Here is a 26,019-nt window from a genome sequence, read left to right as displayed (position 1 = left end):
TTTAGGGTTTCAGAATGATTTTCGGCGCGGCGACTTTGCCTGCCCGGATATCGGCGAAGGCGCGCGCGCCTTCGGTCAGGGGCCGCGTCTCGGTCCAGTCGAGCGGCCCCAACCGCCCGTCCGCCATGGCCGCGACCGTCGCGCGGAAGTCCGGCGCGGTATAGGTGTAGGTGCCGATGAAGGTGATTTCCTGCAGGGTCATGCGCCGGATATCCAGTCCGCCTTCGCTGGATCCCAGCCCGATATGGGCGATGATGCCGCCGGGACGCGCGTGGGCCGACGCCTGCGCGCGGGTGGGCGCGATGCCCACGGCGTCGATAACCACGCCGAACTGGTCGCCCGCGCGCAGCGTGTCGGGCGCGCGCATCGCGAAGCCGCGCGCGTCCAGGTAGTCGCGGCGCGCCTGCGACGGCTCGACGATGGCGACATCGGACACGCCTTGGGCCACCAGCGACAGCGCCGCACCGACGCCGATGGCCCCACCCCCGATGACGAGCGCAGGGCCGGTGCCGCCCGCCGCCAGCGCCAGCCGCACCGCGTGCCAGCCGCAGGCGATGGGTTCTGCCAGGGCGGCCTGGTCGGTGTGCATGGCGTCGGGGATCGCGATGGCGTTGACCGGCGGCAGCGTGATGTACTCGGCGAACCCGCCCTCGCGCGGCGGCATCGAGATGATCTGGCGCTTCGGGCACAGGTTGTCGCGGCCCGCAAGGCAGGCCGGGCATTGCCCGCACGCGTTGAGCGGATTGACCGTCACCCGCATGCCCGCATCGGTGGTGCCCGCGACCTCGTGGCCCAGCGTCAGGGGGGCGGGCCGCCGATCGTCGTGGCCCAGGAAGGCATGCATGTCCGACCCGCAAATCCCCGAGCTGCGCACCCGCACGCGGATCTCGCCCGCGCCCGGGGCGGGATCGGCCACGTCGCGCATTTCGAGATGCTCGGGCCCAGTGTAAACCAAGGCTTTCATTTCGCGGTGAATCCTCCGTCGACCATCAGGATCTGGCCGGTGACATAATCGGACGCTTTCGAGGCCAGGAACAGGACCGGGCCGTCGATATCCTCGGGCTCGCCGTTGCGTCCGATGCAGGTCTGCGCGGCATTGCGCGCGGCCCGCTCGGGGTCGGCGAAGACGGCCTGCGTCAGCTCGGTCCGGAAGAACCCCGGACCGATGGCGTTGGCGTTGATTCCCTTGGACGACCACGCCTCGGCCATGGCGCGGGTCAGTTGCGCCACGCCGCCCTTCGAGGCGCCATAGGCGATGCCGCCCGGAAAGGCCCGGTGCGACTGGAGCGATGCGAAATTGACCACCCTGCCCCAGCCCTTCGCGGCCATGGCGGGGACCAGCGCCTGGGACAGGAAGAAAGGCGCCGACAGGTTCAGCCAGAGCGTCTTGTCCCAGCCCTCGCGCGTCACGTCATCGGCAGGCTCGCGGGTGTTGATCCCCGCCGCGTGCACGACGATGTCTGGCGCCCCGAAGGGCTGTGCCACTTCGGCGGCAAGGTCGGTGATGGCGCCCCGGTCCGACAGGTCGGCCGCGACCGACGCGGTTTGCCCGCCCGCCTCGGCCGCCCAGGCCTCCAGCGCGTCGGCGCGGCGGGCGACGCCCACCACCTGCGCGCCCGCCCGGGCCAGCACGGTGGCCGCGCGCCGACCAAGCCCCGACGAGGCCCCGGTCACGCAGGCCACCCGGCCCGTCAGGTCGAACAGACCCGGAAGGGATCCGCCATCAGGCATCGGCGGTCAGATCGAAGGTCTCGTCGGGGAAGTATTTCTTCAGTCGGATGTCGGCGGTGCGGGCGTGGCCTTCCATCCCTTCCAGACGGGAAATCCGGGCGGTGGCTTCGGCCACGGGCTTGGCACCTTCCTTGGTGGACCGCTGCCAGGTCACGATCTTCATGTACTTGTGGACCGACAGCCCGCCCGTGTAGTTCGCGGCACCCGAGGTCGGCAGCACGTGGTTGGTTCCCGACGCCTTGTCGCCGAAGGCCACGGTGGTTTCTTCACCCAGGAACAGCGAGCCGTAGCATTCCAGCCGGTTCAGCCACCAGTCCAGGTCCTGCGCCTGCACGGTCAGGTGCTCGGGCGCGTAGGCGTCGGATGTCGCCGCCATTTCGTCGCGGTCGGCGCACAGGATCACCTCGGCGTAGTCGCGCCAGGCGGCGCGGGCGTTGTCGCGGTTCAGCTCGGGCAGCTCCTCGATCAGCTCGGGGACGCGGTTCATCACCGTCTCGGCGATGCCGCGGTCGTCGGTGACCAGCCAGACGGGCGAGTTGTAGCCATGCTCGGCCTGGCCCACCAGGTCGACGGCGACCACTTCGGGATCGGCGGTCTTGTCGGCCAGCACAAGGCTGTCGGTGGGGCCCGCGAACATGTCGATGCCCACGCGGCCGAACAGGATGCGCTTGGCTTCGGCCACGAACTGGTTGCCCGGGCCCACCAGGATGTTGGCCTTGGGCAGACCGAAGAGCCCGAAGGTCATCGCCGCCACGCCCTGCACGCCGCCCATGGCCAGGATCCTGTCGGCGCCGCAGACATGGGCGGCGTAGATGATCGCAGGGGCCACGCCCACGCCGGGACGCGGCGGCGAGCAGGCCACGATGTGCTTGCAGCCCGCCACCTTGGCGGTGGTCACGGTCATGATCGCGGACGCGATGTGGCTGTAGCGCCCGCCGGGCACGTAGCAGCCCGCCGCCTGCACCGGGATCGCCTTTTGCCCCGCGGTCAGGCCCGGCAGGATCTCGACCTCGAAATTTGCGACCGTGGCCTTCTGGGCCTCGGCGAATTTCTTCACGTTGGCGTGGCTGAACTGGATGTCCTTCTTCAGCTTCTCGGGCACCTGGTCGATGGCGGCGTCGATTTCATCCTGGGTCAGCAGCACGTTGCCTTCGTACTTGTCGAACTTCTTGGCGTATTCCAGTGCCGACTGGTCGCCGCCCGCCTCGATGTCGTTCAGGATGCCCCGGACGATGGCCTGGGTTTCGCCAGCATCGCTCTGGGCGGTCAGGGTCGCTTTCTTGAGGTATTCGAGTGCCATCGGGGCCGTCTCCTATTTATAGATTTCGGGAAGGAATGTGGTCGAGATCGACGGGAAGTAAGCGATCATCAGCGTGACGATCAGCATGAAGAACACGAACGGAATGGCGCGGTAGGCGATCTTCAGGATCGATTCGCCGGTGATCCCCGCCACCACGAACAGGTTCAGGCCCAGCGGCGGGGTGATGAAGCCCACGCCCAGCGCCGTGATCATCATGATGCAGAACTGGATTTCGTTCATGCCGATATTGTCGGCCAGCGGCTTCAGGATCGGCGCCAGGATCACGATGTTGGGCGTCGTCTCCATGACGCAGCCCGCCGCGATCAGGATGCCGACCATCATCAGGATCAGGACCCAGGGCTCGTCGCTGACGCCGGTGGCGGCCGCCACGAAGCCCTGCGGCACGCCCATGATCGCCAGCGCCTGCGCCAGCGGCAACGAGAAGGCGATGATCGGCAGGATGACACCGTTGACCTTGGCCGAGCTGACCAGCATCGCCGGGAAATCCGCGAAGCTGAGGGTGCGCAGGATGAAGCCCATGATGATGGTGACGACCACGGCGGTGGCGCCCGCCTCGGTGGGCGTCAGCCGACCCGAGAAGATGCCGTAGAAGATAATGCCGGGCACGATGAAGGCGTACCAGCCGGATTTCAGCGCGCTGCCCAGGTTCGAGAAATACTCGCCCATGGGCATGTTGCCGCCACCTTCCCAGCCATAAAGCCGGTTCATGACGATGTTGGTGATCAGGATCGACACCAGGATCGCGAGGCCGGGAATGACAGCCGCCAGGAACAGGGTCGAGGCCGAGATCCCCAGCACCAGGCCGATGATGATGTAGGCGATCGAGGGCGGGATCAGGATGCCGGTACAGGCACCCGCGGCGACCAGCGCACAGGCATAGGGGCGCGGATAGCCCGCTTCGACCAGGCGGCCGATGGTCATGCGACCCACCGCCGCCGCGCCCGCGGCGTCCGAGCCCGAGATCGCGGCGAACATGCCGCAGACCAGAACGGTGGCCGATCCGAACCCGCCCTTGGCGAACTGGGTCAGCGCCTCGGCCACGTCCAGGAACTTGCGGCTCAGGCCGGTGCGCACCAGAACGTCTCCGGTCAGGATGAAGAGCGGCACGGCCGTCAGCGCGAAGTGGTCGATCCCGTGGAACAGGCTTTCGCCCACCAGGCTGAGTGGCAGCGCCCCGGACCACATGAGAAGCAGGATGGCCGACGCCCCGATGGCCGCCCAGACCGGCACCGCCAGGGCTACGAGCGCCACGAAGATGAGCACCGGTCCGTAGAAGTCCCAGCCGAGCTCGATGGTTTGATTAAGCTGATTCCAAAGCATTTTTCAGATCCTCAATCAAACAGCTTGTCGCCTTCGAAGACCGGTCGCCCGGCTCGAAGATCTTGGATGTCACGAAGGAACGATTGGACCAGTCGCAGCAGAACCAGGGCGAAGCCGATGGGAACTGCCGACAGGAACCAGACCTGGCTGATGCGAAGTCCATGGGTCACCGACCCGAATTTCGCGGACACCAAGACGGACTCGAGCGACCAGTAGAACGCGATGATCGACACCACGAACATGATGAGGTCGCCGAAGATGTACAGGATCGCCTTCGGCCGCGGCCCGACATATTCCATGATGACGTCGATGCGGATGTGACCGCGCTCTTTGACCGCTGCCGCCGCGCCGATCCAGGCCAGGTAAATGAAGGAATACCGAACGATTTCCTCGCCCCAGATCGACGAGTAGGAAAAGAGTTCCCGCCGCAGGACTTCGATGAACATCGTCGTCACGAGCATGACGTAGAACACGAGCAGCGCCCATCGTTCTCCGTTCTTGTTCAGGGCATTCAGGAATTTCATGCACGCCTCCCTTGGGCTGGCAAGCGTCATGCCCCAGCCGATCGGTGCTGATTACATTTGTCCGTTTGAATAAGCGGACCGGCGCATGGGCGCCGGTCCCGACGCGCTTAAGCGTCGTGCACGTAATAGCGGCCCATGGTGCCGGCAGCTTCTTCGAGCTTGGCGAAGGTTTCCATGGAACCCGCAAGTTCCGTCTTGAAGTTGTCCCAGTCGGGCAGTTGGTAGCCGCCGGTCTCTTTCCATACGGCCAGCTGGTCGTCGGTGAGCGTGTGGAACTCGACGCCCGCCTTGGCGAGCTCGGACATGGCATAGGCCCGCGCCGACGGCACCTTGGCCAGGTTCTGGTGCGCGGTCATTTCGCCCGCGAATTCGATCTGGCCTTGCACGTCTTCGGGCAGCGACTCGAACCATTCCAGGTTCACCGAATAGACCTGGCTGTCCGGCACGGCCTGGGTGAAGGTGACGTGGCTCAGGATATCGGCGAAGCCGAACACGTAGAGCGCGCCCACCGACGGATCCAGCGCGTCCGCGACACCCTGCTTGATGGCCGACGGGGTTTCACCCCAGGCCACGGGCGTCGGGTTCGCACCGACCATGCGGTAATATTGCTGCAGCATCTGCGAGCCGGGAACGCGGAACTTCACGCCGCTCAGATCCGAGGGCGACAGGACGGGTCCGGAGCCGCCCTTGCGCACGGCAACGACGCGCGGGTCGATGACGACGTAGAACAGCGCCTTGAAGCCCGAGCTTTCGATCTTGGGATGGACTTCCGACTTCCACGCGTCGGAATTCACCAGGTTGGTGAAGCGCTGGTTCGAACCACAGAAATACGGCAGGTTGATCAGGTCCACGGCACTGGCATAGGGCGCGAAATTCGACAGGGAATGCTGCGCGCACTGGATCGTGCCGCCCTGCACCGCCTGCGCCAGAGCACCGCCCGCACCCAGCTGTCCACCCGGTGCCAGCTTCACGTAGACGCGGCCGTTGGTGGCGTTCTGGATGTTTTCCTTCAGGTCGAGCTGCATGATCGGGTAGCTGCGCGACGCGCCCAGGACATAGGCCGTGGCCAGCGTCATCTGGAACTCGGCGTCCTTCTGGCGTTGCTGCTCTTCCTGGGCGGTCTGCGCGGCGGCCTTTTCGGACCACAGCAGTCCCGCGCCGCCGGCGACCATGGCGGCGGTGAAGCTGCCGCCCCCGACGAGCTTCAGGAAATTGCGGCGCTCGGCCGACGCGAGTTCGCGTGTGTCAGACATGTATGTTCCTCCCTAGAACGTTTTGGTTATGTGCAGATCCTCATCGGGATCCTTTGGATCCTTGCCACGCGCCTTGCGATCAGCCTCGCGGCGCAGGATCGCGGCGGTGAAGGAAATGGATGCGGCGAACAAGATCACCATCTCGCCCACGTCCCCAACGAAATTGGCTTGGGCGTAGGCTCCCAGGACGACATTCACGACGAATGCCCCGAACAGCGCGGCGGCGATATATAGGAACACGGTTCAGGCTCCCCCCTTAACCGACTTGTCACCGAAAACTGTAAGCGCTTACATTAATTTCGGCAAGAAAATTTTGACGCAGCGTCAGTTTAATATGCAATCGTCTATTTTTGCCAAGGAAATGAGGATAATTCCATTGTTAAAGGACTCTGACAATTGGCCGACCCCGAGTTTCAGCCCGACCCCGCGGTGGTGAAGCGCTCAGCCCCAACCGTCGAGGACGTCGCCCGCGCGGCCGGGGTGTCGACCGCGACGGTGTCGCGCTGCCTGAACATGCCCGCCAAGGTGGGCGAAGCCACGCGGACCCGCGTGCTGAAGGTCGTCGCGGAGCTGGGTTATTCGCCGAATTTCGGCGCGCGGGCGCTGGCGGCCAAGCGCACGCGGACCATCGGGGCCATCGTGCCGACCATGGAAAACGCGATCTTCGCGCGTGGTCTGCAGGCCTTCCAGGAAGAGCTCGGGCTGCACGGCTACACCCTGCTGGTGGCCAGCTCGTCCTACTCGCCCGAGCGCGAGGCGGACCAGATCCGCACCCTTGTCGCGCGCGGCGCCGACGCGCTGCTGCTGATCGGCTTCGACCGCGCGCCCGCCATCACCGAATGGCTGGAAGCCCGCGCGGTGCCCCATGTCATCGCCTGGGCCTATGACGCGGACGCCAAGGCGCTGTCGGTGGGGTTCGACAACCGCGAAGCGATGCGCGCGCTGGCGTCCGAAGTCTTCGCGCGGGGTCACCGGCGCGTGGCCGTGCTGACCGCGCCGATCGCCCAGAACGACCGCGCCCGCGAGCGCCTGGCGGGGGTGCGCGCCGCCGCGGCCGAGGCGGGGCTGGACCCCGACACCCTGCGCGTTGTCGAAACACCCTATTCCTTCGACAACGGCGCCGCGCAGATGGACCTGCTGATGGGCGACACGCCGCGGCCCACGGCGGTGATCTGCGGCAACGACATCCTGGCCGCCGGCGCCATCGCCGCGGCCCGCGCCAAGGGGCTGCGGGTGCCCGGCGACGTGTCGGTCACCGGCTTCGACGACATCGAGATCGCCCGCGTGCTCGACCCGCTTCTGACCACCGTCCACGTCCCGCATCGCGACATGGGACGCGCCTGCGCGCGGGATCTCATCGACATCCTGGAAAACGGGACCCATCCGGCCAGCACCGAGCTTCGGACCGAGGTCATGTTGCGCGGATCGCTGGGCCCACCCGCCGACTGACCGACGCGTCCCACCGGACCCGCGCGCTTGTCTGAAAAGCGATTCGCGATAAGGTTCCCCATGGGACGCGAGCAAGACCTGCTGCTAAGGATTTACGACACCGTCGTCGAGCCCGACACGTGGCCCGCCGTCCTGGACAGCGTGGCCGAAGCCGTGGGAGCCAGCGGCTGCATCATGTTCGACCTCGACACCGATGCCGACGGTGCCCCGAACCTGAACGCGACGCATCTGTCGTCGAACTACGACCGCAAAGCTGTCGCCCAATACCTGAACGCGTTTTCGTCGCTCGAGATCGAGGACCAGAAGATCTTTGCGCGCCACTCGGCGGCCGGCGACGCCATCCAGGCCATCCCGGACAGCGTGCTGGCAGAGAGCCCGCAGGCGCTGGCGGCGCGGCCCAACGCGCGCGCCATGGCCGAGCAAGGCATCTGGCATCGCGCGGGCGCGCTTCTGAGCAAGGACCAGCCGCTGCGCGACCGCTTCTCGGTGCAGTTTTCGCGCGGACACGGGCCGCTGGGCCCGGCCGACCTGCAGATCCTGGCCCGGATCCTGCCGCACATGGCCAAGGCGGCCGAGATCGCCCTGCCCGTCCGCCAGCTGGAACGGAAGGGCCGGTATCTGGCAGAAGCGATGGATCGGTTGAAGCTGGGCGTCTGCCTGATCCGCCACGATGGCGCGATCGTGGCGATGAACGACGAATTCCGTCGCCAGATCGACGCCCTGCGGGTGTTTCGCCGCACGCCGAACGGTCGGCTGGAGCCGACCGCGCCCGAAGATCGCGCTTGGTTTGCCCAGATGACCAATGATGCCCGCAATCACGGGAAGTTCGGCGCGCGGCCCCGCAAGGAAGCCCTGGGCGCGCAGGCCGCCGCGGACCGTGCGGTTGCGGTCGAGGTCGCGCCCCTGCGCTCGCAAAATGCCTTCGGCGAGGCGCGGCTCGACGGCTACATGGTCTACGGGCTCGATACGTCGCGCTCGTGGGACCTGGATGTCGGCATGGTCGAGAAGGTGATGGGCCTGACCGCGTCCGAAGCCGCGCTGGTCGGCCTGATGGCCGACGGGCTGACCAACCGGCAGATCGCCGACATCCGCGAGCGTTCGGTCGACACGATCAACACGCAGGTGAAGTCTCTGCTCTCCAAGGCGAATTGCGCCAACAGAACCCAGTTTATCCGCCGCGCGTCGCATATCGGCGCGCAATTTGTGACCCGCGATACCCCGGATGGGTGATTTCGGTCGAAACCTTTCATGCCAGCCTGGTGTCAGACCAGGTTGCCGGAGGATCCTCACAATGCCTCTTTTTATGACCAAAACCTTTAGGACTGTTACCGAGTGCAGCGTCGCTTTCCTGGCGCTGGCGGTGGGGTCGGCAGCCTGGTCACAACCGCTGCCCGAAACCGCGACGGCCTGCGCGTCGGGCGATTTGCTTTGCCTCGACCAGGGCTGGGCCGACAACCAGCGGTCGTGGTGGTACACGACGTCCCAGGGCTCGCGGCTTTTGCCGCTCAGTTGGGCGCTGGCGCTGAAGACCGCCGACGGGCAAGGCGCCATGTTCGGCCAGCCGCACCTGCAATTGCTCGGGTATCTTGCCAATCCGGTGTCCCAGGACAATCCCGATGGGCTGCCCGTCGGCTTCGTGGTGGATCACGATCCCCGCCGCAGCGCCGATTTGATGTGCGACACCTTCCCGGAAACCTGCCGCTCGCGCACCATGCGCGAGCCGTGGCTGGGCCTGAACTGCTCGGCCTGTCACACCGCCGAGGTCACCCATGACGGCCGCACGCTGCGCATCGACGGCGCGCCCGCCGCCGCCGATTTCAACGCGCTCGTCGTGGGCACCGAGAACGCCCTGCGCGCTACGCTGGACGATGTCGACCGCTTTTCGGCCTTCGCGCGCGAGGTCATCGGCAGCACCGAGGACTGGGAGCGGACGAGCTCGCTTGCCGTGCAGATGTCCGAGCAGATCGACTGGATGGAGAAGCTGCGCAGGATCAACCACGGCGACGTGGCGCCCGGTCCCGCCCGGCTGGACGCGCAGGGCCATATCCTGACCAAGGTGTCGGCCATCAACGGCGCCGATGATCCGTCGACCGCCTTCGCGTCGGACGCGCCCGCGAGCTATCCGTTCATCTGGAACACCTACCAGCAGGGCAAGCTGCAGTGGAACGGCATCGCGGGCGAGGTCATCAAGATCCCGATCCGGGGCAACGTCACCGATATCGGCGCGCTGGTGCGCAATACATCCGAGGTGATCGGCGTCTTCGCCCATATCGACGCCAATCGCGGCTATGCGGGGCTGGGCTATGACAGCAGCGTCCGGGTCCGCGAGATGATCGGGCTGGAGCGCTTGCTGTCGTCGCTGCAATCGCCGCAATGGCCCGAGGACGTGCTGGGCCCGATCGACACCGAACTGGCGGCGCGCGGTGGCGAATTGTTCGAGCAGAAATGCCGCAGCTGTCACGCGCACCTGGCGCCCACCGACATCCGCACCCCCGCCAACGACCGGATGATGTCGCTGAACCGCGCGGGCACCGACGTCTTCCTGGCTTGCAACACCTACCTGCGGCGCACCGCGGCGGGCAACATGCGCGGCCAGCGCACCTTCGGCTTCGTGGGCGACAAGATCCGCAGCGAGGATTCGACCCACCTGATGCTGGTCAACGCCGCCGTGGGCGCGATATTCGGCAAGTTCGACGAGCTGGTATCGTCGCTGTTCGAACAGATCGAACCCGAGCCCGAGGAAGGGATGATGGCCATGGCCATGGTCAACGGCGTGCCCGGCGAAGTGCTGCCGGGCGTCGTGGACCCCGAAAAGAAGCGCCGCGCCGAACGCTGCCTGAACGCCGACAGCGATCTGCTGGCCTACAAGTCGCGGCCCCTGAACGGCATCTGGGCCACTGCGCCCTACCTGCACAACGGATCGGTGCCCACCCTTTACGACCTTCTGCTGCCGCCCGTGGCGCGCAACTTCCAGCCCGATCCGCAATTCTTCCCTTCCCTGCCCGGGCCGACCGGACCGTTCCGCAGCGAATCCTTCGCGGTGGGCACCGGCCTGATCGATACCGAAAAGGTCGGCGTGATGGCCAGCGGCGGCGCGGACGACTGGATCTTCACCGTGCGCGATACGGCGGGCAACATCATTCCCGGCAATTCCAACGCGGGCCACGACTACGGCAACGCAGCCCTGACGGACGAGGATCGCTTCGCGCTGATCGAATACATGAAAGGTCTGTGAAGGGCGGGCCTGCGGGCGCAATGCGGGTTTCGCTGCGCGCGCGGCTTGGCTAGGAAGGCCCCGTAAGTTTTGGGGACCAAGGGATGTTCTGGGCGATCGCGACAGGTCTGGCGTTGCTGGTGCTGCTGCCCATCGTGGTGGCGCTGGTCCGTGGCGACGGCGCGGGCGCGGCGGATGCCGACCTTGCGATCTATCGCGACCAGCTTGCCGAGATCGACCGCGACCTGGACCGCGGATTGCTTGCCGAAGACGAAGCCGAGCGCACGCGGCTCGAAGTTCAGCGCCGCCTGCTGGAAGCCGACCGCGCCGCGCACGACGCGCCGCGCCGCGCGCCACCTTGGGCGCGCTACGGCCTGGCCGGGTTGGCCACGCTGGTCGTGGGCGGCGGCGCGCTGGCGATCTACCTGGCGATCGGCGCGCCGGGGTATCGCGACCTGCCGCTGAAGACCCGCATCGCCCTGGCCGAGGACACGCGCGAACGCCGCCCGTCGCAGCAGGCGGCCGAGGAGCAGGCCGCGCCGCTGATGCCGCCCCCCGCCGAGCTGGAGCCCGAATTCGCCCAGCTGATGGCCGACCTGCGGCAGGTGATGGAACAGCGCCCCGACGACACGGACGGCTTCCGCCTGCTGGCCCGGAACGAAGCGGCCGCGGGTAATTTCCGCGCCGCGCGCGCGGCCCAGGAACGTCTGGTCAGCCTTCTGGGCGACGACGCGCAGCCCGAAGACCTTGCCGTGCTGGCCGAACTGATGGTGCTTGCGGCGGGCGGCTTCGTCACCAACGAGGCCGAAAGCGTCATCGACCGGGCGTTGACAGCCGATCCGGCCAACGGCCGCGCGCTCTATTACAAGGGTCTGTCGCTGGCGCAGATCGGGCGCGCGGACCAGGCCTTCGCGCTGTGGCGCGGCCTGCTGGAACGCGGCCCCGAAACGGCGCCCTGGGTCGCGCCCATCCGCCAGCAGATCGGCGACCTGGCGACGCGCGCGGGCGTGCGGTACGACCCGCCCGCCCCGGCGCGGGGTCCGTCGGCAGAGGATGTGGACGCGGCCGCCGCCATGTCGGCCGAAGACCGCGCGGCGATGATCGGCAACATGGTCTCGGGCCTGTCGCAGCGTCTGGCGACCGAGGGCGGACCGTCGTCCGACTGGGCGCAGCTGATCGTGGCGCTGGGCGTCCTGGGCGAAACCGAACGCGCGCAAGCCATCCTGGGCGAGGCGCGCCAGGTCTTCGCCGAAAGCGCAGGCGACCTGGCCCGTATCGACGAGGCGGCCGAGCGCGCAGGGCTTGGCGAATGATCCACGACGACATCGCCGACTTCGCCGAGTCCCTGCCGCCGCGCCGCGCGCTGGCGGGTCTGGACCTGGGCACGGTGACGATCGGCGTGGCGGTGTCGGACGGGCTCTTGTCCGTGGCCACCCCGCTGGAGACGATCAAGCGCAGCAAGTTCACCAAGGACGCCGCCGCACTTCTGGCGATCCTGGGCGCGCGCGAGATCGGCGGCGTTGTGCTGGGCCTGCCGCGCAACATGGACGGCAGCGAAGGTCCGCGCGCGCAGTCGACGCGGGCGTTCGCGCGCAACCTGGCGCGGCTGACCGATCTGCCGCTGACGTTCTGGGACGAGCGTCTGTCCACCGTCGCCGCCGAGCGCGCGCTGCTCGAGGCCGACACGTCCCGCCGCCGCCGCGCCGAGGTCATCGACCATGTCGCCGCCAGCTACATCCTGCAAGGCGCGCTGGACCGGCTGCGCCACCTGAAAGATACACCATGACAGATCAGCCCCCCGTCTGGACGCGCGACCAGATCGCGTCGCCCTGCATCAACATCTGCGTGATCCATCCCACCGAGCGGATCTGCACGGGATGCCTGCGCACGATTGAAGAGATCACCACCTGGTCGCGGATGAGCCACGACGCGCGCGCCGCGATCATGGGCGCGCTTCCCGAGCGCGCGCCCCGCCTGAAGAAGCGCCGCGGCGGACGGGCGGCGCGCACGGGCGAGCGGTGAGCGGGGCGCCAGCCCCCCGCACCCCCCGGGATATTTGAAAAAAAGATGAAGGATGACGGCCCAGATCGGCGATGACGCGGCGCGAGAGAGTTGCCGTGGCGCGCGCGGGGGCCTAGTCATGGGCGCAAATCGAAACAAGGGAGAGTGCCATGAAGGCGTCGCGCAAAGTCCAGAAGATCCTGTCCAACTACGAGGGCGACAGCCCCGGCGTGAAAGGCAACCTGTGCCGGATGCTCATGGAAGGTCGGCTGAAGGGCACCGGCAAGATGATCATCCTGCCGGTGGACCAGGGCTTCGAGCACGGCCCGGCCCGCACCTATGCGCCCAATGCGCCCGCCTATGACCCGCATTATCACTACCAGCTGGCCATCGATGCGGGCCTCAACGCCTTTGCCGCGCCGCTGGGAATGCTGGAAGCGGGCGCCGATACCTTCGCGGGCCAGATCCCGACGATCCTGAAGATGAACTCGGCCAATTCGCTGATGTCGGCCACGGCGGGCAAGGACCAGGCGGTGACCGCGGGCGTCGACGACGCGCTGCGGCTGGGCTGTGCGGCGATCGGCTTCACGATCTATCCCGGCTCGGACGCGCAGCTGGGCATGTTCGAGGAGATCGTCGAGCTGCGCCGCGAGGCCGCGAGCGTGGGCATTCCCACCGTCATCTGGTCCTATCCGCGCGGCGAGGCGATCAGCAAGGACGGCGAGACCGCCATCGACGTGGCCGCCTATGCCGCGCAGATCGCGGCGCTGATCGGGGCGCATGTCATCAAGATCAAGCTCAGCACCGACCACCTGGAAGTGCCCGAGGCCAAGAAGGTGTTCGAGGAGCAGAAGATCGACATCTCGACCCAGGCCGCACGGGTGGCCGAATGCATGCGCTCGGCCTTCAACGGTCGGCGGATCGTGGTGTTCTCGGGCGGCGCGAAGAAGGGCGAGGATGCGGTCTTCGACGACGCGCGCGCCATTCGCGACGGCGGCGGCAACGGGTCGATCATCGGACGCAACAGCTTCCAGCGGGAAAAGTCCGAGGCCATGGCGATGTTCGACAAATTGGTCGATATCTACAAGAACGGCGCCTGATTTCCCTTGCGGGGGATTCACAAGCGAATCGCTTTGTGCCATCGTCCGCCGCAAGGCGTCCCGTCAGAGGACGCCATGTGTGAGGCAGACGATGGCACAACCCCGCAAATATCCGGCTTTGGGGCTGATCGCGTATATTGCGCTTACCACGGTGCTGGGGCTGTATTTCGCCTTCGCGTCGGTGCAGGGCAATTACGGCCTGCTGCGGCGCATGGAGATCCAGGCCGAGCGGCAGAGATTGCAGGCGGATCTGACGGTCGTGAAGCACGAGGTCGCGCAGATGCGCAACAAGACCCGCCGCCTGTCCGACCGCTACCTAGACCTGGATCTGTTGGACGAACAGGCGCGCGACATCCTGGGGATGATGCGCAGCGACGAGGTCATCATTCGCTGAGCGGATCGCGCCCCGTGCGCATGGCGAAGAGCTGGTCCATCACCACCGAAGGCTGGGCGCATCCGGCCTCGCCCACGATCTTGGCGGGCACGCCCGCGACGGTCTTCATCGGTGGCACTTCCTGCAGCACGACCGACCCGGCGGCAATCCGCGAGCAATGTCCGACGCGGATATTGCCCAGCACATGCGCGCCCGCGCCGATCAGCACGCCGTCGCCGATCTTGGGGTGGCGATCCTCTTCTTCCTTGCCGGTCCCGCCCAGCGTGACCGAGTGCAGCATCGACACGTTGTCGCCCACGGTCGCCGTCTCGCCGATGACGATGGAATGGGCGTGATCGATCATGATGCCCTTGCCGATCCTGGCGGCCGGGTGGATATCGACGCCGTAGACCTCCGAGACGCGCATCTGGATGAAATAGGCCAGATCGAAGCGGCCCTTCTGCCACAGCCAATGGCCGATCCGATAGGCCTGGACCGCCTGGAAGCCCTTGAAATACAGCAAGGGTTGCAGGAACCGGTGGCAGGTCGGGTCCCGCTCGTAGGTTGCGACCAGGTCGGCGCGGGCGGCATCGGTCAGTTCGGGTTGATCGGCATAGGCGTCGTCGGCGATCTCGCGCAGGATCTGCTCGGACATCTCGCCCGAGCTCAGCTTCATCGACATGCGGAAGGCCAGCGCATTGGCCATCGACGCATGGTGCAGGATCGACGAATGGAACAATCCGCCCAGCAGCGGCTCGGTCCGCGTGGCGTCTTCGGCCTCGGCGCGGATCTGTTGCCACACCGGGTCTATGGTTCTCAGCGGCTTGGGTTTGACGCTCATCGCGGCATCTCCTTCGCGGGTCAGTGCCCATCATATAGGGTGACCGACCCGATCTGGAAATGACTTCTTCATGCGCGGATCATCACCGATGGCGATGATCCGCGCGGGGACTAGACCGTCACGGTCAGGCGGCGGAAGAGACCGGGACCGAAACTGACCGAGTTCTGCGCGACTTCCACGTCGAAGGTCCCGCCGATCCCGTCCGCGGCCTGGTCGACCGCCGAATAGACCCAGCGGGGTGCGCTCGACTGGGCCGATCGGACCTGCGCACCGGCCTGCAGAACGCGGATCGTGTAGCTTTCGACATCCTCGCCCAGCGGAACGTCCACGCCTTGCCAGCTGTCGCCGTCGATGCGGGTGCGCCGGATCCAGTCGAGCCGCACGTCGCCGTCCTGCCGCCGGGCCCGCAGGTGCACGGGAGCGAAGGGCCGCAGTCCGATCCCGTCGAACGCCCGCGTGGTTTCGACGTAGGACGGATCGCTGGATGGTTTCGCGGCAGGCCCGATCAGGTAACTCTTTTCCAGCCCCCGCTCGTTCAGGTTCATGTCGATCTGGCGCAATTGCCGATCCAGCAGCACGACGCGCGATCCTTCCGGCCAGATCGCGGGCATCACGCCGTCCGTGCCCAGCTGCCCGCGCAGACGGTAGCTCAGATCGTAGGTGCGCGGTGCGACAAGCTGGGCATCGCGGAACTGAAAGATCTCCCAGGTGTCGCTGTCGTCGCGGCCGATGGCCATGGCGTTGGCACCTGCGAAAAGGGCGGCCTGCGATATGGCGCTGAGATCCCCGCGCAAAAGCCGCACGCGCAGGGCGGGGCCGCGATCCGGCAGGCTGGGTCGGGCCGCGAGCATCGAATTTTCCGTCACCCCCAGGGTCGTGGGCGCATCGATGACGGTGTTGAGCCGGTAATCCGCCCGCTCGGGCAACGAAAGCACGTTCACCGAGCCGTCCCACGGCCGCCCCGAAGCCGCGATATAGGGCGCATGCGGCTTGGCATCGACGGCCAGGATCGGCAGGTCGAGAAACACGATCACGGGCGGTGTGGGCGCGCGATAGCGTGGCATTTCGATCGGCCCCTCGACACGGCGCGCGGGATCGTAGACCGAGCTTTCGATCCGCACGGCGTCGATCAGCTGCATCTCGCCCTGCTCGACGTGATCGACCCGGTAGCGTCCATCCTTGATGTCGACCACGTCGCCCGCGCCCACCGGCAGATCCGAGGGCGGCAGGGCAAAGCGCAGCCGGTCGCGCGCGACGCGGGCCTCGGCCAGCCAGCGCTCGGCGATCTCGCGCGCCTCACCGCGCGACAGCAGGATCGGCAGTTCGCTTTGCGACAGGCCATGGCTGCGCGCGTCGGGGAAGATCGCCTCGGCGCTTTGGGTTTCGAAATCGCCATCGGCGCCCACGAAGGTGATCTTCAGGCGACCCACCCGCTCGGCGTCGGGCGCGCGCACCGCGACGATATCGCCGTCCAGGTCGTCGGTGACGGCGACCCGCTCGGCGTCGAGCGCGTGATCCGGATCGCCGGTGCGGGAGCGGAACACCAGTTTGCCGCCCCGTTCGATCGCGTCGAAGCCGAAGGCCAGCATCAGCGGCTGCAGCGCGCGGCGGGCGTCGCCGATCTCGGTAATCGTGTAGCCGCGCAAGACGCCGAACAGCGCATCCGTATCCAGCTCGGAGACACCCGAGCGGCCGCAGATTTCCCGCACCACGGCGGCCAGCGCGCGCGATGTCGCGCGACCGGTGATCCAGTGGCCGCGATTGTAGTTCTCGGCGTCGTCCCACAGGTCCGGGTTGCCGGGAAACCAGGGATAGGGCCGCGCGTCCCAGGCCCAGACATGGGCGCGGCCCATGTCGACCATCGGCCCGCCATACTGGACCGACACGGGATTGTTCGCGGTGTCGCCCCAGAATTCGTGCATCGCGCGCAGGTATTGAAGCTGCATGAAGTCGTCGCGGCTGCCATCGGAATATTTCGGCAGACCGGATTCCGACGACTTGGGGTCCAGGAATTTATTGGGCTGGTTGGTACCCTTGTCGATGGCCGCGCAGCCGAGTTCGGTGAACCAGATGGGCTTGCTTTGCGCGATCCAGGGGGTGGGCGTGTTCTGCCGCTCGCCGCCGATGCGTTCGTGATGCGACAGCCGCCACCAGTTGGTCAGGTCCTTGTAACGATAGACCCAAGGCTCGCCATGGGCGCCGTCGGTGATGGGCGCGCGGATCTGCAGGGCCTCGGCCTCGGGCGACGGGTAGTACCAGTCGTAGCCTTCCCCGCCGAGGATGTTGGCCTTGAGGTAGTCCAGGTTGTAGATCGCACCGTATGCCGCGTCCGCCTCGTCCGGCTGATCGCGCCAGTCCGACAGGGGCATGTAGTTGTCGATGCCGATGAAGTCGATGTTGGCGTCGGCCCAGAGCGGGTCGAGGTGGAAATAGAGATCCCCCGAGCCGTCCTGCGGCTGGTAGCCGAAATACTCGGTCCAGTCCGCCGCGTAGCTGATCTTCGTATCGGGCCCCAGGATGGCCCGCACGTCCGCCGCCAGCTGGCGCAGGGCGGCCACGGCCGGAAAGCCCGCGGCACCCCGGATGGTGGTCAGGCCACGCATTTCCGAGCCGATGCAGAAGGCGTCCACGCCGCCCGCCAACGCGCACAGATGGGCGTTGTGCAGGATGAAGCGGCGGTAACCCCAGCCGTCCGGACCGTCGAAGACGATCCGCCCCTTCGAGGTCGAGAAGTCGTCGGCCTGCGCATCGCCGAAGAACGCGGCGACCTGCGCGTCGGCCCCGGCGGTGCCGTCCGGGCTGCCCGGGCGCCCGGGCGCCTGGTCCAGCGTGATCCGGCCGCGCCAGGGCAGCGCGGGCTGGCTCGGGCTGTCGCTGTAGGGGTCGGGCAAGGTATTGCCGTCCAGCTGGTCCATCAGGATGAACGGGTAGAACATCACCTTCTGTCCCGCGTCGTTCATCGCGCGGATGGCTTCGATCACCGATCCGTCGGCGGGCGTGCCGCCATAGACCACGCGCCCGTCCGAGCGTGCGACCGGCTGCGCCTGGCTGCGCGCGATGCCGCCCGCGCGCCACTTCATTTCCTTGCCGTCGATGGCCGTTTGCTCGACCTTCGGCCGGATGTCGCACGTGCCGCACCGCAGGTCACTGCCGAACCACGACACGATCAGCGACGTCGCCCCGCAGCGCGGAAGCTCGCCCGTCAGCGCGTCGAGCGAAACGGCGAAATCGGTCTTTCCGAGCGGCGTGTTGACGTTGATGTAGGCGTCTTCGCCCTCGGCCGCGCCCAGGCGCACCGGCGTTGTCGCCAAGACGTATTCGCCGGTTCCCGGCAGCATGGCGACGGCCTGGACCTGCTCGCTCATATCCACCAGGTTTTTGTCGGTGGAGTCCTGTTCCGTGCGGATGACTTCGAAGGTAAATTGCGGCACCCGGTTGCCGAAGTCGCCAAGCTGCAGGTTCTCGATCACCACGTAAGCCAGACCGCGATAGGCGGGCACCTGTCCCTGCCCTTCATGGGCTTCGATCAGCGGATCGGGCTGCTGGTCGGGCGCGCCGTCATAGACCCGCAGATCCAGCGTGGTCGGGTCGATCTCTCGCCCGTCGGCCCAGACGCGGCCAACCCGCCCGATCACGCCCTCACACAGGCCCAGCGCCAGCGAGATCGAATAGCTGTATTCGCGGATTTCGGGCTGGCGCGGTTGCCCCTTGCCGCCACCGCCCGAGCGCGAGACCTCTTCGACGAAATCGGACGCCCAGATCACCTGGGCGCCGATCCGCATCCGGCCATGGATCTGCGCGATGGGACTGCCTGCCCCCGCGCTGGTCAGCCGAAAGCGATCGACGCGCCCGGTTTCGACCGGATCGCTGCCCGAGCCCATGATCGCCTGGTCGATGACGCGGCCGACCGTGGCACCGATGGCCCGGCCGATCACGACCGAGCTGAGACCCAGGACGCCGCCCCCAAGGGAAGCGCCCGCTGCCGCTCCGGCGGCTGCAAGAATGATCGTCGCCATGTGAGGGGTCTCCGAGTTAGGGGAATTCGAACCGCGCGATGACGCGGCGCAGCCAGGGACGGCTCAGGGGGGATTCGACGACGCCGTGCCCCGAATAGGCATGGATCACGCTGGGAGCGGGGTCGCCGGTGCCGACGATGCCCAGATGCTTGGCCACCGCCCCGTCGCGCATCCGGAACAACAGGACCTGCCCGGCACGGATCGGCCCGTCCGGCACGTGTCGCAGGTGGCGCATGGCCTCGCGCAGAAGTTGCTCGTCGCGCTGCGGCTCGGACCAGTCGGGGGTGTAAGCGGGCGGCACGACGGGCTCGTCGCCCACCACTTCGCGCCAGACCCCGCGCACAAGGCCCAAGCAGTCGGTGCCCGCACCCCGGACGCTGGCCTGATGGACATAGGGCGTGCCGATCCAGGCCCGCGCAGCGGCAACGATACGATCGGTCATTTTGAGCCTTCCTGTCCTTTGATCGGGTACGCCATCAGGAAGTCCTCGCCCGGAAGATGCGGAAAGCCCTGGAAGTTCAGGATATTGGCGAACTTCATCCGGCAGGTTTCCACGCGCTTGTCGCAACCGGCCTCGATCCGCACCCGATCGCCGGGGGCAATCGTGCCGCGCACCGTGTCCCAAAGCGCGATACGGCGGTCGGCCCCGGTCAGCTCGTCGGACTTGATGATCCGAACGTCGCCCGCGCAATTGCCGGTCAGCACCACGAGCCGCCCCCGCTCGAACCAGCGCGCGTCGAAGTCGGACAGATCCCCCAGATCGAAGATGCGCCCGCCCACCACGTCCACGATATCGCGTTCGACGAAGAATTGCGGCAAACCCAGGTCCACCTGGCAGCTTTCATCGCCCAGAACGGCCGCGCAGGGTTCCTGGTAGGTGCGTCCCTGAGGCTGGTTGAGCGCCTCGGTCAGCCCGCGCAGTTCGGCCTTGAAGGCGCCGCCCGCGCGCTGGATTTCGCCCATCTCGCCGGTGAACAGCAGCGTGCGCTGCGCGGGGTCGGACCAGTTCACCAGCCACGACTCGACCTTCGCACCGTCGAAACGGCCCGCCAGGATGTCGCCTTCGGTCACGCCCGCCGCGCTGAGAACGCCGAGCGCTTCGGAGTTGTCCACCGAAAGGCCGGTGCTCTGCTCCAGCGTGCGGGCGCTCAGACCGTCATCGGCGCGAAAGCTCGTGCCATCGAAGGTGACGCCCAGGTCGTGGTCGGTGAAGCCGTAGACGCGGCCGTCGCGCCGGGTGACGCGCCAGCAACGGCAGAGCGTCGTGACGCCGGTCTCGAGGTGCTGAAGAAGCGGTGCGGGGATCTGCATCACAGCCGCACCTCGACCACGGGAATGTCCGGGATCTCGCCCGCCTGGAAGGTCGCCACGGATGTCGATATCCGGTCGGTATCGAACCGCGCGGGCACGTCGAATTCGAACCCTGCACTGATCGCCGCACCCGCGACGGGCACGAAATTCAGGGTCACGATCCCCGTGGTCAGGTCGAGCGTGAAATCGGTCTCTTCGCGCAGCAGATCCCCCTCGACCCCGATGGTCACGGTGCCTTCGACGGGCTTCAGGATAGGGCGGGAATAGGCGGTCGGGCCCAGGCCATAGGTCTTGGACAGCTGGAAACTGGCGGTCTGGCCGTCCGCGATGGCGATATCCTGGTCCATGTGGTTCAGGTCTTCGCTGGGGCGGGACGATTTGTAGTCGGCCCAGTCCTTCCAGCGAAACGCGTGCAGCGGGCCGCGCCGCGCCTCGAAGAAAGCGACGACCTTTTCCATGTCGTCGAGCGAGCGCAGGCCCAGCCCCGCGTCGTAGCGGCGGCGCGAATGCTGCCAGGGCGTGTTGCGCTCTTCGTGGCCGTTGGCCAGCGTCACGATCTGGGTGCGCCGCTCGGGCCCGCCCAGCGCGCCGAAGCTCAGGTTGACGGGAAATCGCTCTTCGTGAAACGCCATGGCGGGTCCTTTCGGATCTGGGGCGCCCTGGGCGCCCGGAATGTCTTGCTGTGTCATCGCCCGACCGGGGTTACGGTCGTCTCACGCCACCGCGCGCAGCCTTTGAACGGTGCGCAACGGGTCAGCGGTTGCGCTGGCCGCGCGCCAGCGCCCGGCCCATCTGCGCGGCGATCTGGCTTTGCGAGCGGCGGAAGCCTTCCACGTCGGGCGTGGTGATGTTCATCACCACCTGAACGGGCCGTCCGCCGCCCGCCTGCACCCCGAGCTTGCCATCGGCCCCACGCGCCAGCGGCATGATCGCCTCGGGGCCCGCTTCGCCCATCAGCCCGGTGCCGCCCCGCATGGGAAAGGACGTGGCCTGGCTGACGACGCCGCCCTTGGCGAAAGGCATGACGCGGCCTTGCGTGAACGCGCCGCCATCTGCGAAGGGCAGGAAGCCCTGCATCGCCGATTGCACACCCGTGGCCAACACGCCGCCGAAATGCCTGGCGACCGGGTTGATCGCGGCATTGTAGGTGGCATCGAGCATGGATTGCGCCACGCCCTGCAAGGCGTCGCTCAGCTTCATGCCGTCGAAGACCAGCCCTTCGAAACTGCGCTTCAGCCCGCGCGAGATCCCGCGCGACAGCACGCCCACCTCGCGGCCCGTATCCGCCACGGTCGAGCCCATGGCCCGCACCTCGGCATCGAAGGCGTCCAGCACGACGCGGGTCGCACCCAGCGTTTGCTCGAAGGCCGACAGGTCGGCTTCAAGCAGGTCGAAATCGGGATCGCTCATGGTGTCGTGTCCTTTCGCGTGTCAGGAAAGCCCGCTTCCAGCTCGGCCAGCCGGTCGCGTCCCAGGGGCGCGGTCCCACCGCCGCGCCCCAGCATCATCAGGAATTCCGCGGGCGTCAGCGCCCAGAACTCGGTCGGGCGCAGGCCCAGGCCGTTGATCCCGGCCCGCATCATGGACGCCCAGTCGAAGGCGGCCGCACTCATCGCGGCTCGGCGAAGGCGCGGGCGAGCAGCTGGCCCGCCACGCGCGCCGCCTCCATCGGGCCGCCCGCGATCTCGACGCTCAGCAGATCTGCCAGCTCGCCCCGCCAACCCCCGCCGCGCAATCCCGCGACGATCAGGGCCAGCGTGTCGCGGGTGGAAAACGCGCCGCTTTCGAAGCGCGTCACCAGCGACACCAGCGTGTCTTCGCCCAGCTGCGCCTCGAGCTCGGCCAGCGCGCCAAGCGTCAGCTTGGCCACGTGCCGCTCGCCATCCAGTGTCAGCGCCACTTCGCCCTGGTACGGGTTGGCCATCAGAGCGCCGTGAAGTCCAGTTGCCCGGCGGACGCCATCGACAGCTCGTAGGTCGCTTCGCCGTCATGGGTGCCGGAATATTCGACGGACGTGATCTGGAACGGCCCTTCCAGGATGCCGAAGTCGGGCACGATGACCTGGAAGCGGGGCGTCAGGCCGTTGAAGAAGATCTGCCGCGCGCGTTCGTCGGTATTGGCGTCCTTGAAGATGCCCGATCCCGAGATCTGCGCCGTCTTCACGCCCGCATTGCCCAGAAGCTCGCGCCAGCCGCCGGGGCTGTCGATGCTGGTCACGTCAACGCTTTCCGAGTTTAGCGACAGCCGCGTGGCGCGAAGCCCCGCGATGGTTTCGAACTGCTCGTCCCCGGTCTGGTCGAGCTTGATGAGAAGGTCCTTGCCGTTTTGTGCAGCCATGGTGGTGCTCCTTGTCAGAGTTGATCGTCCTGGACCTGCGCCCGGAAGCGCAGATCGATGCGTCTTTGATCGCCGGTGCCGACGCGGCTGGCCTGCGCGCGCTGGAACCACAGCCCGGTGACGCTGCCGCGTGACAGGGTGAGCGGCGCTTGCAGCAGCGCGTCCGACACGGCGCCGGCCGCGCGTTTCGCGGTCTGGAAACCGGGCTGATCCGACACCACCGACACGGTGAAGTCGTGCCATGCGCCGCCCGCGTCCTTGTCGGACCGGTCGCGCACGCGTTCCTCGCCCAAGACGACGTAAACGGATGGCACGCTGCCCGAGGGCACGGCGTCGTAGATCGCGTCGCCCACCACCTCGGCCAGCGCGGCATCGGTGGACAGGCGTTGAAACAGCGCCGCCTGCAGCGGCTCGGAGACGGCATAGGTCATTGCGCCAGCTCCTCTTCCGCGAAGCAGTCCAGGTATTTCACGCCCGCCCGAGACTCGGTCACGGCCTGGATGTCGAACACCCGCGCGCCGTCCAGAAGACGCTGACCGGGCTTGGGACGCGATGGTGCGCCCTGCGGCGCGGCCCGCACGGTGATGCGGTAGCTCATGCGCGACAGGCTGACTTCGAGCCCCGAGACCGAGCGCCCGGTGCGCGGGGCGATCTCGGCCCAGATCGTGCCGAGCGTTTCCCAGCCTTGGGTATAGCCGCCCTGCCCGTCGGCGACGCGCAGCGGCGCTTCGAGCTTCAGGCAGCGGTTCAGTTCGGGAAGCGCCATCCTAGAAGCCCCCCAGCAAACGCGGCTGCCGGTAACGTGCCAGCATCGTCTGCACGTTCGGCGGAATGGTGCCCAGCTCGGTGCGGTCCTCGTACTGCAGCGCGGCCAGCGCCAGAACCGAGTTGGCGAGGTCCGCGGGCACGTCGTCCCAGCTCGCGCCATAGCCGGCGGTGAAAGCGATCTCGGCGTGGCCGCCCACGGGGATCTGCGGCAGCGTGAAGCCGCGCGCCACGATCGACGGGCGCTGCGCGTCGCGCTCGACGTGGAACCGCTCGGGCGCGATCACCTTGGGCGTGCCGCCCAGGTCGATGATGGCAAATTGCGTGACCGTCGCCAGCGGCGCGCGCGGCAGGATCTGTCGGCCCAGGTCGCGCCAGGCATGGACGGTCAGGGTGAACCCGCGCATCAGCAAGGCCTTGGCGCACAGGTTTTCCACCTGCCCGATGGCACCGCGCAGCAACCGATCGAGCAGCGCGTCCTGCACGTCGTCGTCGGAAAAGCCGGTGCCCAGGCGCAGGTGGGCTTTGAATGCCTGGATCGGCAAGTCCTCGGACGCGATGGGCGTCTGTTCGGTCAGAAACATCGGTTTGCCTCCTCGGGCGGGGGTCGTTCTTCTTTGCGGATGGTTGGGGACGGCGCCCGCGCGCCCAAGGGTCGCGCGCGGGCGGCGAAGTCCTTACGACACCGAGAACTTCAGCAGCTTGATCGCCGCGAAATCGCTCACGTCGCCGCCGACGCGCTTGGTGGCATAGAACAGCACGTGGGGCTTGGCGCTGAACGGATCGCGCAGGATGCGCAGGTCCGGGCGCTCGGCCACGGTGTAGCCGCTGGCAAAGTCACCGAAGGCGATGGCGGTGGCGCCGGTCGCGATGTCGGGCATGTCCTCGGCGATCAGCACCGGGTAGCCCAGCAGGCGCGCGGGCTCGGCGGCGGCCAGGCCGTCGGACCACAGGAAGCGGCCGTCGGCATCCTTCATGCGGCGCACGACACCGGCGGTCTTCGAGTTCATCACGAAGGTGCCGTTGGCGCGGTACTGGGCGCCCAGCGCGTAGACCAGGTCGACCAGAGCGTCCGCGTCGACGAAATCGCCATCGGCGCCCGTCGCGATGTAGCCCAGCGAATCCCAGGTCCAGCTGTCATTGTCGACGCTGGGGTGGTTCAGTATGCCGCGCGGCTTGTCGATGCCGTCGCCGTTGACGAAGGCCGCCGCTTCGGCGCGGGCGAACTTGTCGGCGATGCGACCGGCCAGCCAGCCTTCGATGTCGAAGGCCGCGTCGTCCAGCAGGCGCTGCGACGCTTTCGGCAGGGCCGAGAGCTCGTGCAGCGGGATGCTGATCCGGTCGATCTGGGGGGTGCCCGTCTCGGCCTCGCTGCCGGTCTCGGACGACCAGCCCGCACCGATATCGGTGGTGTCGATCAGCACGTCGTAGGACGTCGCTTCGACGTTCACGACATTGGCGACCCGGCGGATCGACGCGGTCGAGCGCAGCACGGACTGAACCGTTTCGCTGGTCTGCGGGTCGACCAGGTAGCCGCCGTCACCGGCGACGGCCGTGTTCAGCGCCTTGCCTTCCAGCACCAGGCCGCGCAGCGCGTCGTCGTCGCCCGAGCGCACATAGGCCTCGAACGCCTTCTGGTGGGGGACTTCCATTTCGGCCGAGGTGGCCAGCGCGGGGCGGCCCGCGATCCGTGATTTCCGATCGAGCATGGTCATTCGCTTTTCCTGTTGTTGCATCTGGTCGTTGATCCCGGCCTGAAATCCCTTCAGGTCGGCGACGAAATCGGCCATGGCGGCGCGCATCTCGTCGGTTGCGTCAGGCATGGCGCTGCCATCGCCCGATCCCTTGGTCTCGGTCGTGCTCATTCGCATTTCCTTCGTGGTTGCGTTGGTTGTGCCGGGCTTCAGCCGCCCGCCAGCTCTCGGGCGGCGGTCCGGAAGATGGCCGCCATTTCGCGCAAGGGGTCGGTGTCGGCGTCGGCCGCCTTCGCGCCCCCCAGGCGCGCCTCGGGAAGCATCGGGAAGGTGACAAGCGACACTTCCCAAAGCTCCAGTTCCGACAAGAGCCTGCGGCCCTTGCCATCCTTCACCGCGCGCCGGGTCCGGTAGCCGATGGACAGCCCGTCGATGGCGCCCGCCGCGATCAGCGACGCGGCCTCGCGGCCCCGGTCGATGTCCGTCAGGATCCGGCCCTTGACGTAAAGACCGGTCGCGTCCTCGCGCACCTCGTCCCACACGCCGATGGGCTGGGCGGGATCGTGCTGCCACAGCATCTTGATCCGCCCACCGCGCGCTTTCAGCGCGTCGAGCGACGCCGCATAGGCCCCGGGCTCGACCGTGTCGCCGCCCTGGTCGCGCGCGCCGAAGAGCGACGCGTAGCCTTCGATCACGCTGCCGTCGGTCAGGCTCAGATCGCCCTCGACAGCGCAGAATTTCCGTTCCAGATCCATTGCTTGGTCCCCTT

At 67.4% G+C, this 26,019-nt stretch carries 29 protein-coding genes; 8 read left to right on the top strand and 21 right to left on the bottom strand.

Annotation, left to right across the window (positions count from 1 at the left end; all coding sequences use genetic code 11):
* Position 1: 1 nt before the first annotated feature.
* The 7 genes from ILP92_RS04215 to ILP92_RS04185 form a co-directional block, all read right to left on the bottom strand.
* Entirely contained in the window at positions 2 to 964 is a 963-nt protein-coding gene (locus ILP92_RS04215; RefSeq protein WP_198915115.1) for a zinc-dependent alcohol dehydrogenase, read from the bottom strand.
* The gene (locus ILP92_RS04210; protein ID WP_198915114.1) at positions 961 to 1,731 is read right to left on the bottom strand and encodes an SDR family NAD(P)-dependent oxidoreductase; all 771 of its coding nucleotides are present in this window, start codon (positions 1,729 to 1,731) and stop codon (positions 961 to 963) included. Before ILP92_RS04210 ends, ILP92_RS04215 begins: the two co-directional genes overlap by 4 nt.
* On the bottom strand, positions 1,724 to 3,031 hold the full coding sequence (hisD, locus tag ILP92_RS04205; protein WP_198915113.1) for a histidinol dehydrogenase: 1,308 nt from the start codon (positions 3,029 to 3,031) through the stop codon (positions 1,724 to 1,726). The genes ILP92_RS04210 and hisD overlap by 8 nt, the downstream gene beginning before the upstream one ends.
* A gap of 12 nt (positions 3,032 to 3,043) precedes the next feature.
* Positions 3,044 to 4,372, bottom strand: coding sequence for a TRAP transporter large permease (locus ILP92_RS04200; protein WP_198915112.1), 1,329 nt, complete (start codon positions 4,370 to 4,372; stop codon positions 3,044 to 3,046).
* 11 nt (positions 4,373 to 4,383) lie between these two features.
* Complete coding sequence (locus ILP92_RS04195) at positions 4,384 to 4,926, bottom strand: TRAP transporter small permease (RefSeq protein WP_438361544.1); 543 nt, start codon at positions 4,924 to 4,926, stop codon at positions 4,384 to 4,386.
* Positions 4,927 to 5,003: 77 nt separating this feature from the next.
* Positions 5,004 to 6,149 carry a TRAP transporter substrate-binding protein gene (locus ILP92_RS04190; protein WP_198915111.1) on the bottom strand — a complete coding sequence of 382 codons (1,146 nt, stop codon included), beginning with the start codon at positions 6,147 to 6,149 and terminating at the stop codon, positions 5,004 to 5,006.
* A gap of 12 nt (positions 6,150 to 6,161) precedes the next feature.
* Positions 6,162 to 6,389 (bottom strand): hypothetical protein, encoded by a 228-nt coding sequence (locus ILP92_RS04185; protein WP_198915110.1) that lies wholly within the window; start codon positions 6,387 to 6,389, stop codon positions 6,162 to 6,164.
* A gap of 156 nt (positions 6,390 to 6,545) precedes the next feature.
* Between ILP92_RS04185 and ILP92_RS04180 the strand changes: the two genes are divergently transcribed.
* The 8 genes from ILP92_RS04180 to ILP92_RS04145 all read left to right on the top strand — a co-directional run bounded on the left by ILP92_RS04180 (position 6,546) and on the right by ILP92_RS04145 (position 14,307).
* Entirely contained in the window at positions 6,546 to 7,598 is a 1,053-nt protein-coding gene (locus tag ILP92_RS04180; protein ID WP_198915109.1) for a LacI family DNA-binding transcriptional regulator, read from the top strand.
* Positions 7,599 to 7,658: 60 nt separating this feature from the next.
* A complete protein-coding gene (locus ILP92_RS04175) occupies positions 7,659 to 8,828 on the top strand; it encodes a helix-turn-helix transcriptional regulator (RefSeq protein WP_198915108.1) in 1,170 nt (389 codons plus the stop codon).
* A 73-nt stretch (positions 8,829 to 8,901) separates the two neighbouring features.
* On the top strand, positions 8,902 to 10,833 hold the full coding sequence (locus ILP92_RS04170; RefSeq protein ID WP_198915107.1) for a di-heme-cytochrome C peroxidase: 1,932 nt from the start codon (positions 8,902 to 8,904) through the stop codon (positions 10,831 to 10,833).
* Positions 10,834 to 10,916: 83 nt separating this feature from the next.
* Complete coding sequence (gene ccmI / locus ILP92_RS04165) at positions 10,917 to 12,125, top strand: c-type cytochrome biogenesis protein CcmI (RefSeq protein ID WP_198915106.1); 1,209 nt, start codon at positions 10,917 to 10,919, stop codon at positions 12,123 to 12,125.
* On the top strand, positions 12,122 to 12,598 hold the full coding sequence (ruvX, locus tag ILP92_RS04160) for a Holliday junction resolvase RuvX (protein WP_198915105.1): 477 nt from the start codon (positions 12,122 to 12,124) through the stop codon (positions 12,596 to 12,598). The genes ccmI and ruvX overlap by 4 nt, the downstream gene beginning before the upstream one ends.
* Positions 12,595 to 12,834 carry a DUF1289 domain-containing protein gene (locus ILP92_RS04155; RefSeq protein WP_198915104.1) on the top strand — a complete coding sequence of 80 codons (240 nt, stop codon included), beginning with the start codon at positions 12,595 to 12,597 and terminating at the stop codon, positions 12,832 to 12,834. The genes ruvX and ILP92_RS04155 overlap by 4 nt, the downstream gene beginning before the upstream one ends.
* Before the next feature lie 149 nt (positions 12,835 to 12,983).
* Positions 12,984 to 13,913, top strand: coding sequence for a class I fructose-bisphosphate aldolase (locus ILP92_RS04150; RefSeq protein WP_198915103.1), 930 nt, complete (start codon positions 12,984 to 12,986; stop codon positions 13,911 to 13,913).
* 91 nt (positions 13,914 to 14,004) lie between these two features.
* Positions 14,005 to 14,307 carry an FtsB family cell division protein gene (locus tag ILP92_RS04145; RefSeq protein ID WP_198915102.1) on the top strand — a complete coding sequence of 101 codons (303 nt, stop codon included), beginning with the start codon at positions 14,005 to 14,007 and terminating at the stop codon, positions 14,305 to 14,307.
* On the opposite strand, the gene cysE is transcribed toward ILP92_RS04145, so the two are convergent.
* The 14 genes from cysE to ILP92_RS04075 all read right to left on the bottom strand — a co-directional run bounded on the left by cysE (position 14,297) and on the right by ILP92_RS04075 (position 26,005).
* On the bottom strand, positions 14,297 to 15,127 hold the full coding sequence (cysE, locus tag ILP92_RS04140) for a serine O-acetyltransferase (protein WP_198915101.1): 831 nt from the start codon (positions 15,125 to 15,127) through the stop codon (positions 14,297 to 14,299). The genes ILP92_RS04145 and cysE overlap by 11 nt on opposite strands.
* 110 nt (positions 15,128 to 15,237) lie before the next feature.
* A complete protein-coding gene (locus tag ILP92_RS04135; protein ID WP_198915100.1) occupies positions 15,238 to 19,143 on the bottom strand; it encodes a baseplate multidomain protein megatron in 3,906 nt (1,301 codons plus the stop codon).
* Positions 19,144 to 19,159: 16 nt separating this feature from the next.
* Entirely contained in the window at positions 19,160 to 19,585 is a 426-nt protein-coding gene (locus tag ILP92_RS04130; protein ID WP_198915099.1) for a C40 family peptidase, read from the bottom strand.
* Positions 19,582 to 20,454, bottom strand: a complete 873-nt coding sequence (locus ILP92_RS04125; RefSeq protein WP_198915098.1) for a phage/gene transfer agent baseplate hub protein — start codon at positions 20,452 to 20,454, stop codon at positions 19,582 to 19,584. Before ILP92_RS04125 ends, ILP92_RS04130 begins: the two co-directional genes overlap by 4 nt.
* Positions 20,454 to 21,086 carry a DUF2460 domain-containing protein gene (locus ILP92_RS04120; RefSeq protein ID WP_198915097.1) on the bottom strand — a complete coding sequence of 211 codons (633 nt, stop codon included), beginning with the start codon at positions 21,084 to 21,086 and terminating at the stop codon, positions 20,454 to 20,456. Before ILP92_RS04120 ends, ILP92_RS04125 begins: the two co-directional genes overlap by 1 nt.
* A 121-nt stretch (positions 21,087 to 21,207) precedes the next feature.
* Positions 21,208 to 21,864 (bottom strand): RcGTA-type gene transfer agent tail tape measure protein, encoded by a 657-nt coding sequence (locus tag ILP92_RS04115; RefSeq protein WP_198915096.1) that lies wholly within the window; start codon positions 21,862 to 21,864, stop codon positions 21,208 to 21,210.
* A complete protein-coding gene (locus tag ILP92_RS04110) occupies positions 21,861 to 22,067 on the bottom strand; it encodes a rcc01693 family protein (protein ID WP_198915095.1) in 207 nt (68 codons plus the stop codon). Before ILP92_RS04110 ends, ILP92_RS04115 begins: the two co-directional genes overlap by 4 nt.
* Positions 22,064 to 22,378 carry a gene transfer agent family protein gene (locus ILP92_RS04105; protein ID WP_198915094.1) on the bottom strand — a complete coding sequence of 105 codons (315 nt, stop codon included), beginning with the start codon at positions 22,376 to 22,378 and terminating at the stop codon, positions 22,064 to 22,066. The genes ILP92_RS04110 and ILP92_RS04105 overlap by 4 nt, the downstream gene beginning before the upstream one ends.
* Positions 22,378 to 22,791, bottom strand: a complete 414-nt coding sequence (locus ILP92_RS04100) for a phage major tail protein, TP901-1 family (RefSeq protein ID WP_198915093.1) — start codon at positions 22,789 to 22,791, stop codon at positions 22,378 to 22,380. The genes ILP92_RS04105 and ILP92_RS04100 overlap by 1 nt, the downstream gene beginning before the upstream one ends.
* Before the next feature lie 14 nt (positions 22,792 to 22,805).
* On the bottom strand, positions 22,806 to 23,222 hold the full coding sequence (locus ILP92_RS04095) for a DUF3168 domain-containing protein (RefSeq protein ID WP_198915092.1): 417 nt from the start codon (positions 23,220 to 23,222) through the stop codon (positions 22,806 to 22,808).
* Entirely contained in the window at positions 23,219 to 23,557 is a 339-nt protein-coding gene (locus ILP92_RS04090; RefSeq protein ID WP_198915091.1) for a head-tail adaptor protein, read from the bottom strand. The genes ILP92_RS04095 and ILP92_RS04090 overlap by 4 nt, the downstream gene beginning before the upstream one ends.
* 1 nt (position 23,558) lies before the next feature.
* Positions 23,559 to 24,140: a head-tail connector protein gene (locus tag ILP92_RS04085; protein WP_198915090.1), complete on the bottom strand. Its 582-nt coding sequence runs from the start codon at positions 24,138 to 24,140 to the stop codon at positions 23,559 to 23,561.
* A gap of 93 nt (positions 24,141 to 24,233) precedes the next feature.
* Entirely contained in the window at positions 24,234 to 25,421 is a 1,188-nt protein-coding gene (locus ILP92_RS04080; protein ID WP_198915089.1) for a phage major capsid protein, read from the bottom strand.
* 38 nt (positions 25,422 to 25,459) lie between these two features.
* Positions 25,460 to 26,005: an HK97 family phage prohead protease gene (locus ILP92_RS04075; protein ID WP_198915088.1), complete on the bottom strand. Its 546-nt coding sequence runs from the start codon at positions 26,003 to 26,005 to the stop codon at positions 25,460 to 25,462.
* Between the last annotated feature and the right edge of the window lie 14 nt (positions 26,006 to 26,019).

Origin of the sequence: Palleronia pontilimi (assembly GCF_016412875.1) — a bacterium.
GTDB classification, from domain to species: domain Bacteria; phylum Pseudomonadota; class Alphaproteobacteria; order Rhodobacterales; family Rhodobacteraceae; genus Palleronia; species Palleronia pontilimi.
This window is presented reverse-complemented; position numbering and strand designations above follow the sequence as displayed.

Excerpts from the sequence above, each read along its gene's own strand:
- ILP92_RS04085 (WP_198915090.1), bottom strand. The coding sequence starts at position 24,140 with ATGTTTCTGACCGAACAGACGCCCATCGCGTCCGAGGACTTGCCGATC.
- ILP92_RS04120 (WP_198915097.1), bottom strand. The coding sequence starts at position 21,086 with ATGGCGTTTCACGAAGAGCGATTTCCCGTCAACCTGAGCTTCGGCGCG.
- ILP92_RS04155 (WP_198915104.1), top strand. The coding sequence starts at position 12,595 with ATGACAGATCAGCCCCCCGTCTGGACGCGCGACCAGATCGCGTCGCCC.
- ILP92_RS04090 (WP_198915091.1), bottom strand. The coding sequence starts at position 23,557 with ATGGCGCTTCCCGAACTGAACCGCTGCCTGAAGCTCGAAGCGCCGCTG.
- ILP92_RS04115 (WP_198915096.1), bottom strand. The coding sequence starts at position 21,864 with ATGAGCGATCCCGATTTCGACCTGCTTGAAGCCGACCTGTCGGCCTTC.
- ILP92_RS04130 (WP_198915099.1), bottom strand. The coding sequence starts at position 19,585 with ATGACCGATCGTATCGTTGCCGCTGCGCGGGCCTGGATCGGCACGCCC.
- ILP92_RS04210 (WP_198915114.1), bottom strand. The coding sequence starts at position 1,731 with ATGCCTGATGGCGGATCCCTTCCGGGTCTGTTCGACCTGACGGGCCGG.
- hisD (WP_198915113.1), bottom strand. The coding sequence starts at position 3,031 with ATGGCACTCGAATACCTCAAGAAAGCGACCCTGACCGCCCAGAGCGAT.
- ILP92_RS04105 (WP_198915094.1), bottom strand. The coding sequence starts at position 22,378 with ATGGCCAACCCGTACCAGGGCGAAGTGGCGCTGACACTGGATGGCGAG.
- ILP92_RS04080 (WP_198915089.1), bottom strand. The coding sequence starts at position 25,421 with ATGAGCACGACCGAGACCAAGGGATCGGGCGATGGCAGCGCCATGCCT.
- ILP92_RS04195 (WP_438361544.1), bottom strand. The coding sequence starts at position 4,926 with ATGACGCTTGCCAGCCCAAGGGAGGCGTGCATGAAATTCCTGAATGCC.
- ILP92_RS04215 (WP_198915115.1), bottom strand. The coding sequence starts at position 964 with ATGAAAGCCTTGGTTTACACTGGGCCCGAGCATCTCGAAATGCGCGAC.
- ILP92_RS04170 (WP_198915107.1), top strand. The coding sequence starts at position 8,902 with ATGACCAAAACCTTTAGGACTGTTACCGAGTGCAGCGTCGCTTTCCTG.
- ILP92_RS04125 (WP_198915098.1), bottom strand. The coding sequence starts at position 20,454 with ATGCAGATCCCCGCACCGCTTCTTCAGCACCTCGAGACCGGCGTCACG.
- ILP92_RS04095 (WP_198915092.1), bottom strand. The coding sequence starts at position 23,222 with ATGACCTATGCCGTCTCCGAGCCGCTGCAGGCGGCGCTGTTTCAACGC.
- ruvX (WP_198915105.1), top strand. The coding sequence starts at position 12,122 with ATGATCCACGACGACATCGCCGACTTCGCCGAGTCCCTGCCGCCGCGC.
- ILP92_RS04075 (WP_198915088.1), bottom strand. The coding sequence starts at position 26,005 with ATGGATCTGGAACGGAAATTCTGCGCTGTCGAGGGCGATCTGAGCCTG.
- ccmI (WP_198915106.1), top strand. The coding sequence starts at position 10,917 with ATGTTCTGGGCGATCGCGACAGGTCTGGCGTTGCTGGTGCTGCTGCCC.
- ILP92_RS04110 (WP_198915095.1), bottom strand. The coding sequence starts at position 22,067 with ATGAGTGCGGCCGCCTTCGACTGGGCGTCCATGATGCGGGCCGGGATC.
- cysE (WP_198915101.1), bottom strand. The coding sequence starts at position 15,127 with ATGAGCGTCAAACCCAAGCCGCTGAGAACCATAGACCCGGTGTGGCAA.
- ILP92_RS04200 (WP_198915112.1), bottom strand. The coding sequence starts at position 4,372 with ATGCTTTGGAATCAGCTTAATCAAACCATCGAGCTCGGCTGGGACTTC.
- ILP92_RS04145 (WP_198915102.1), top strand. The coding sequence starts at position 14,005 with ATGGCACAACCCCGCAAATATCCGGCTTTGGGGCTGATCGCGTATATT.
- ILP92_RS04150 (WP_198915103.1), top strand. The coding sequence starts at position 12,984 with ATGAAGGCGTCGCGCAAAGTCCAGAAGATCCTGTCCAACTACGAGGGC.
- ILP92_RS04190 (WP_198915111.1), bottom strand. The coding sequence starts at position 6,149 with ATGTCTGACACACGCGAACTCGCGTCGGCCGAGCGCCGCAATTTCCTG.
- ILP92_RS04135 (WP_198915100.1), bottom strand. The coding sequence starts at position 19,143 with ATGGCGACGATCATTCTTGCAGCCGCCGGAGCGGCAGCGGGCGCTTCC.
- ILP92_RS04100 (WP_198915093.1), bottom strand. The coding sequence starts at position 22,791 with ATGGCTGCACAAAACGGCAAGGACCTTCTCATCAAGCTCGACCAGACC.
- ILP92_RS04175 (WP_198915108.1), top strand. The coding sequence starts at position 7,659 with ATGGGACGCGAGCAAGACCTGCTGCTAAGGATTTACGACACCGTCGTC.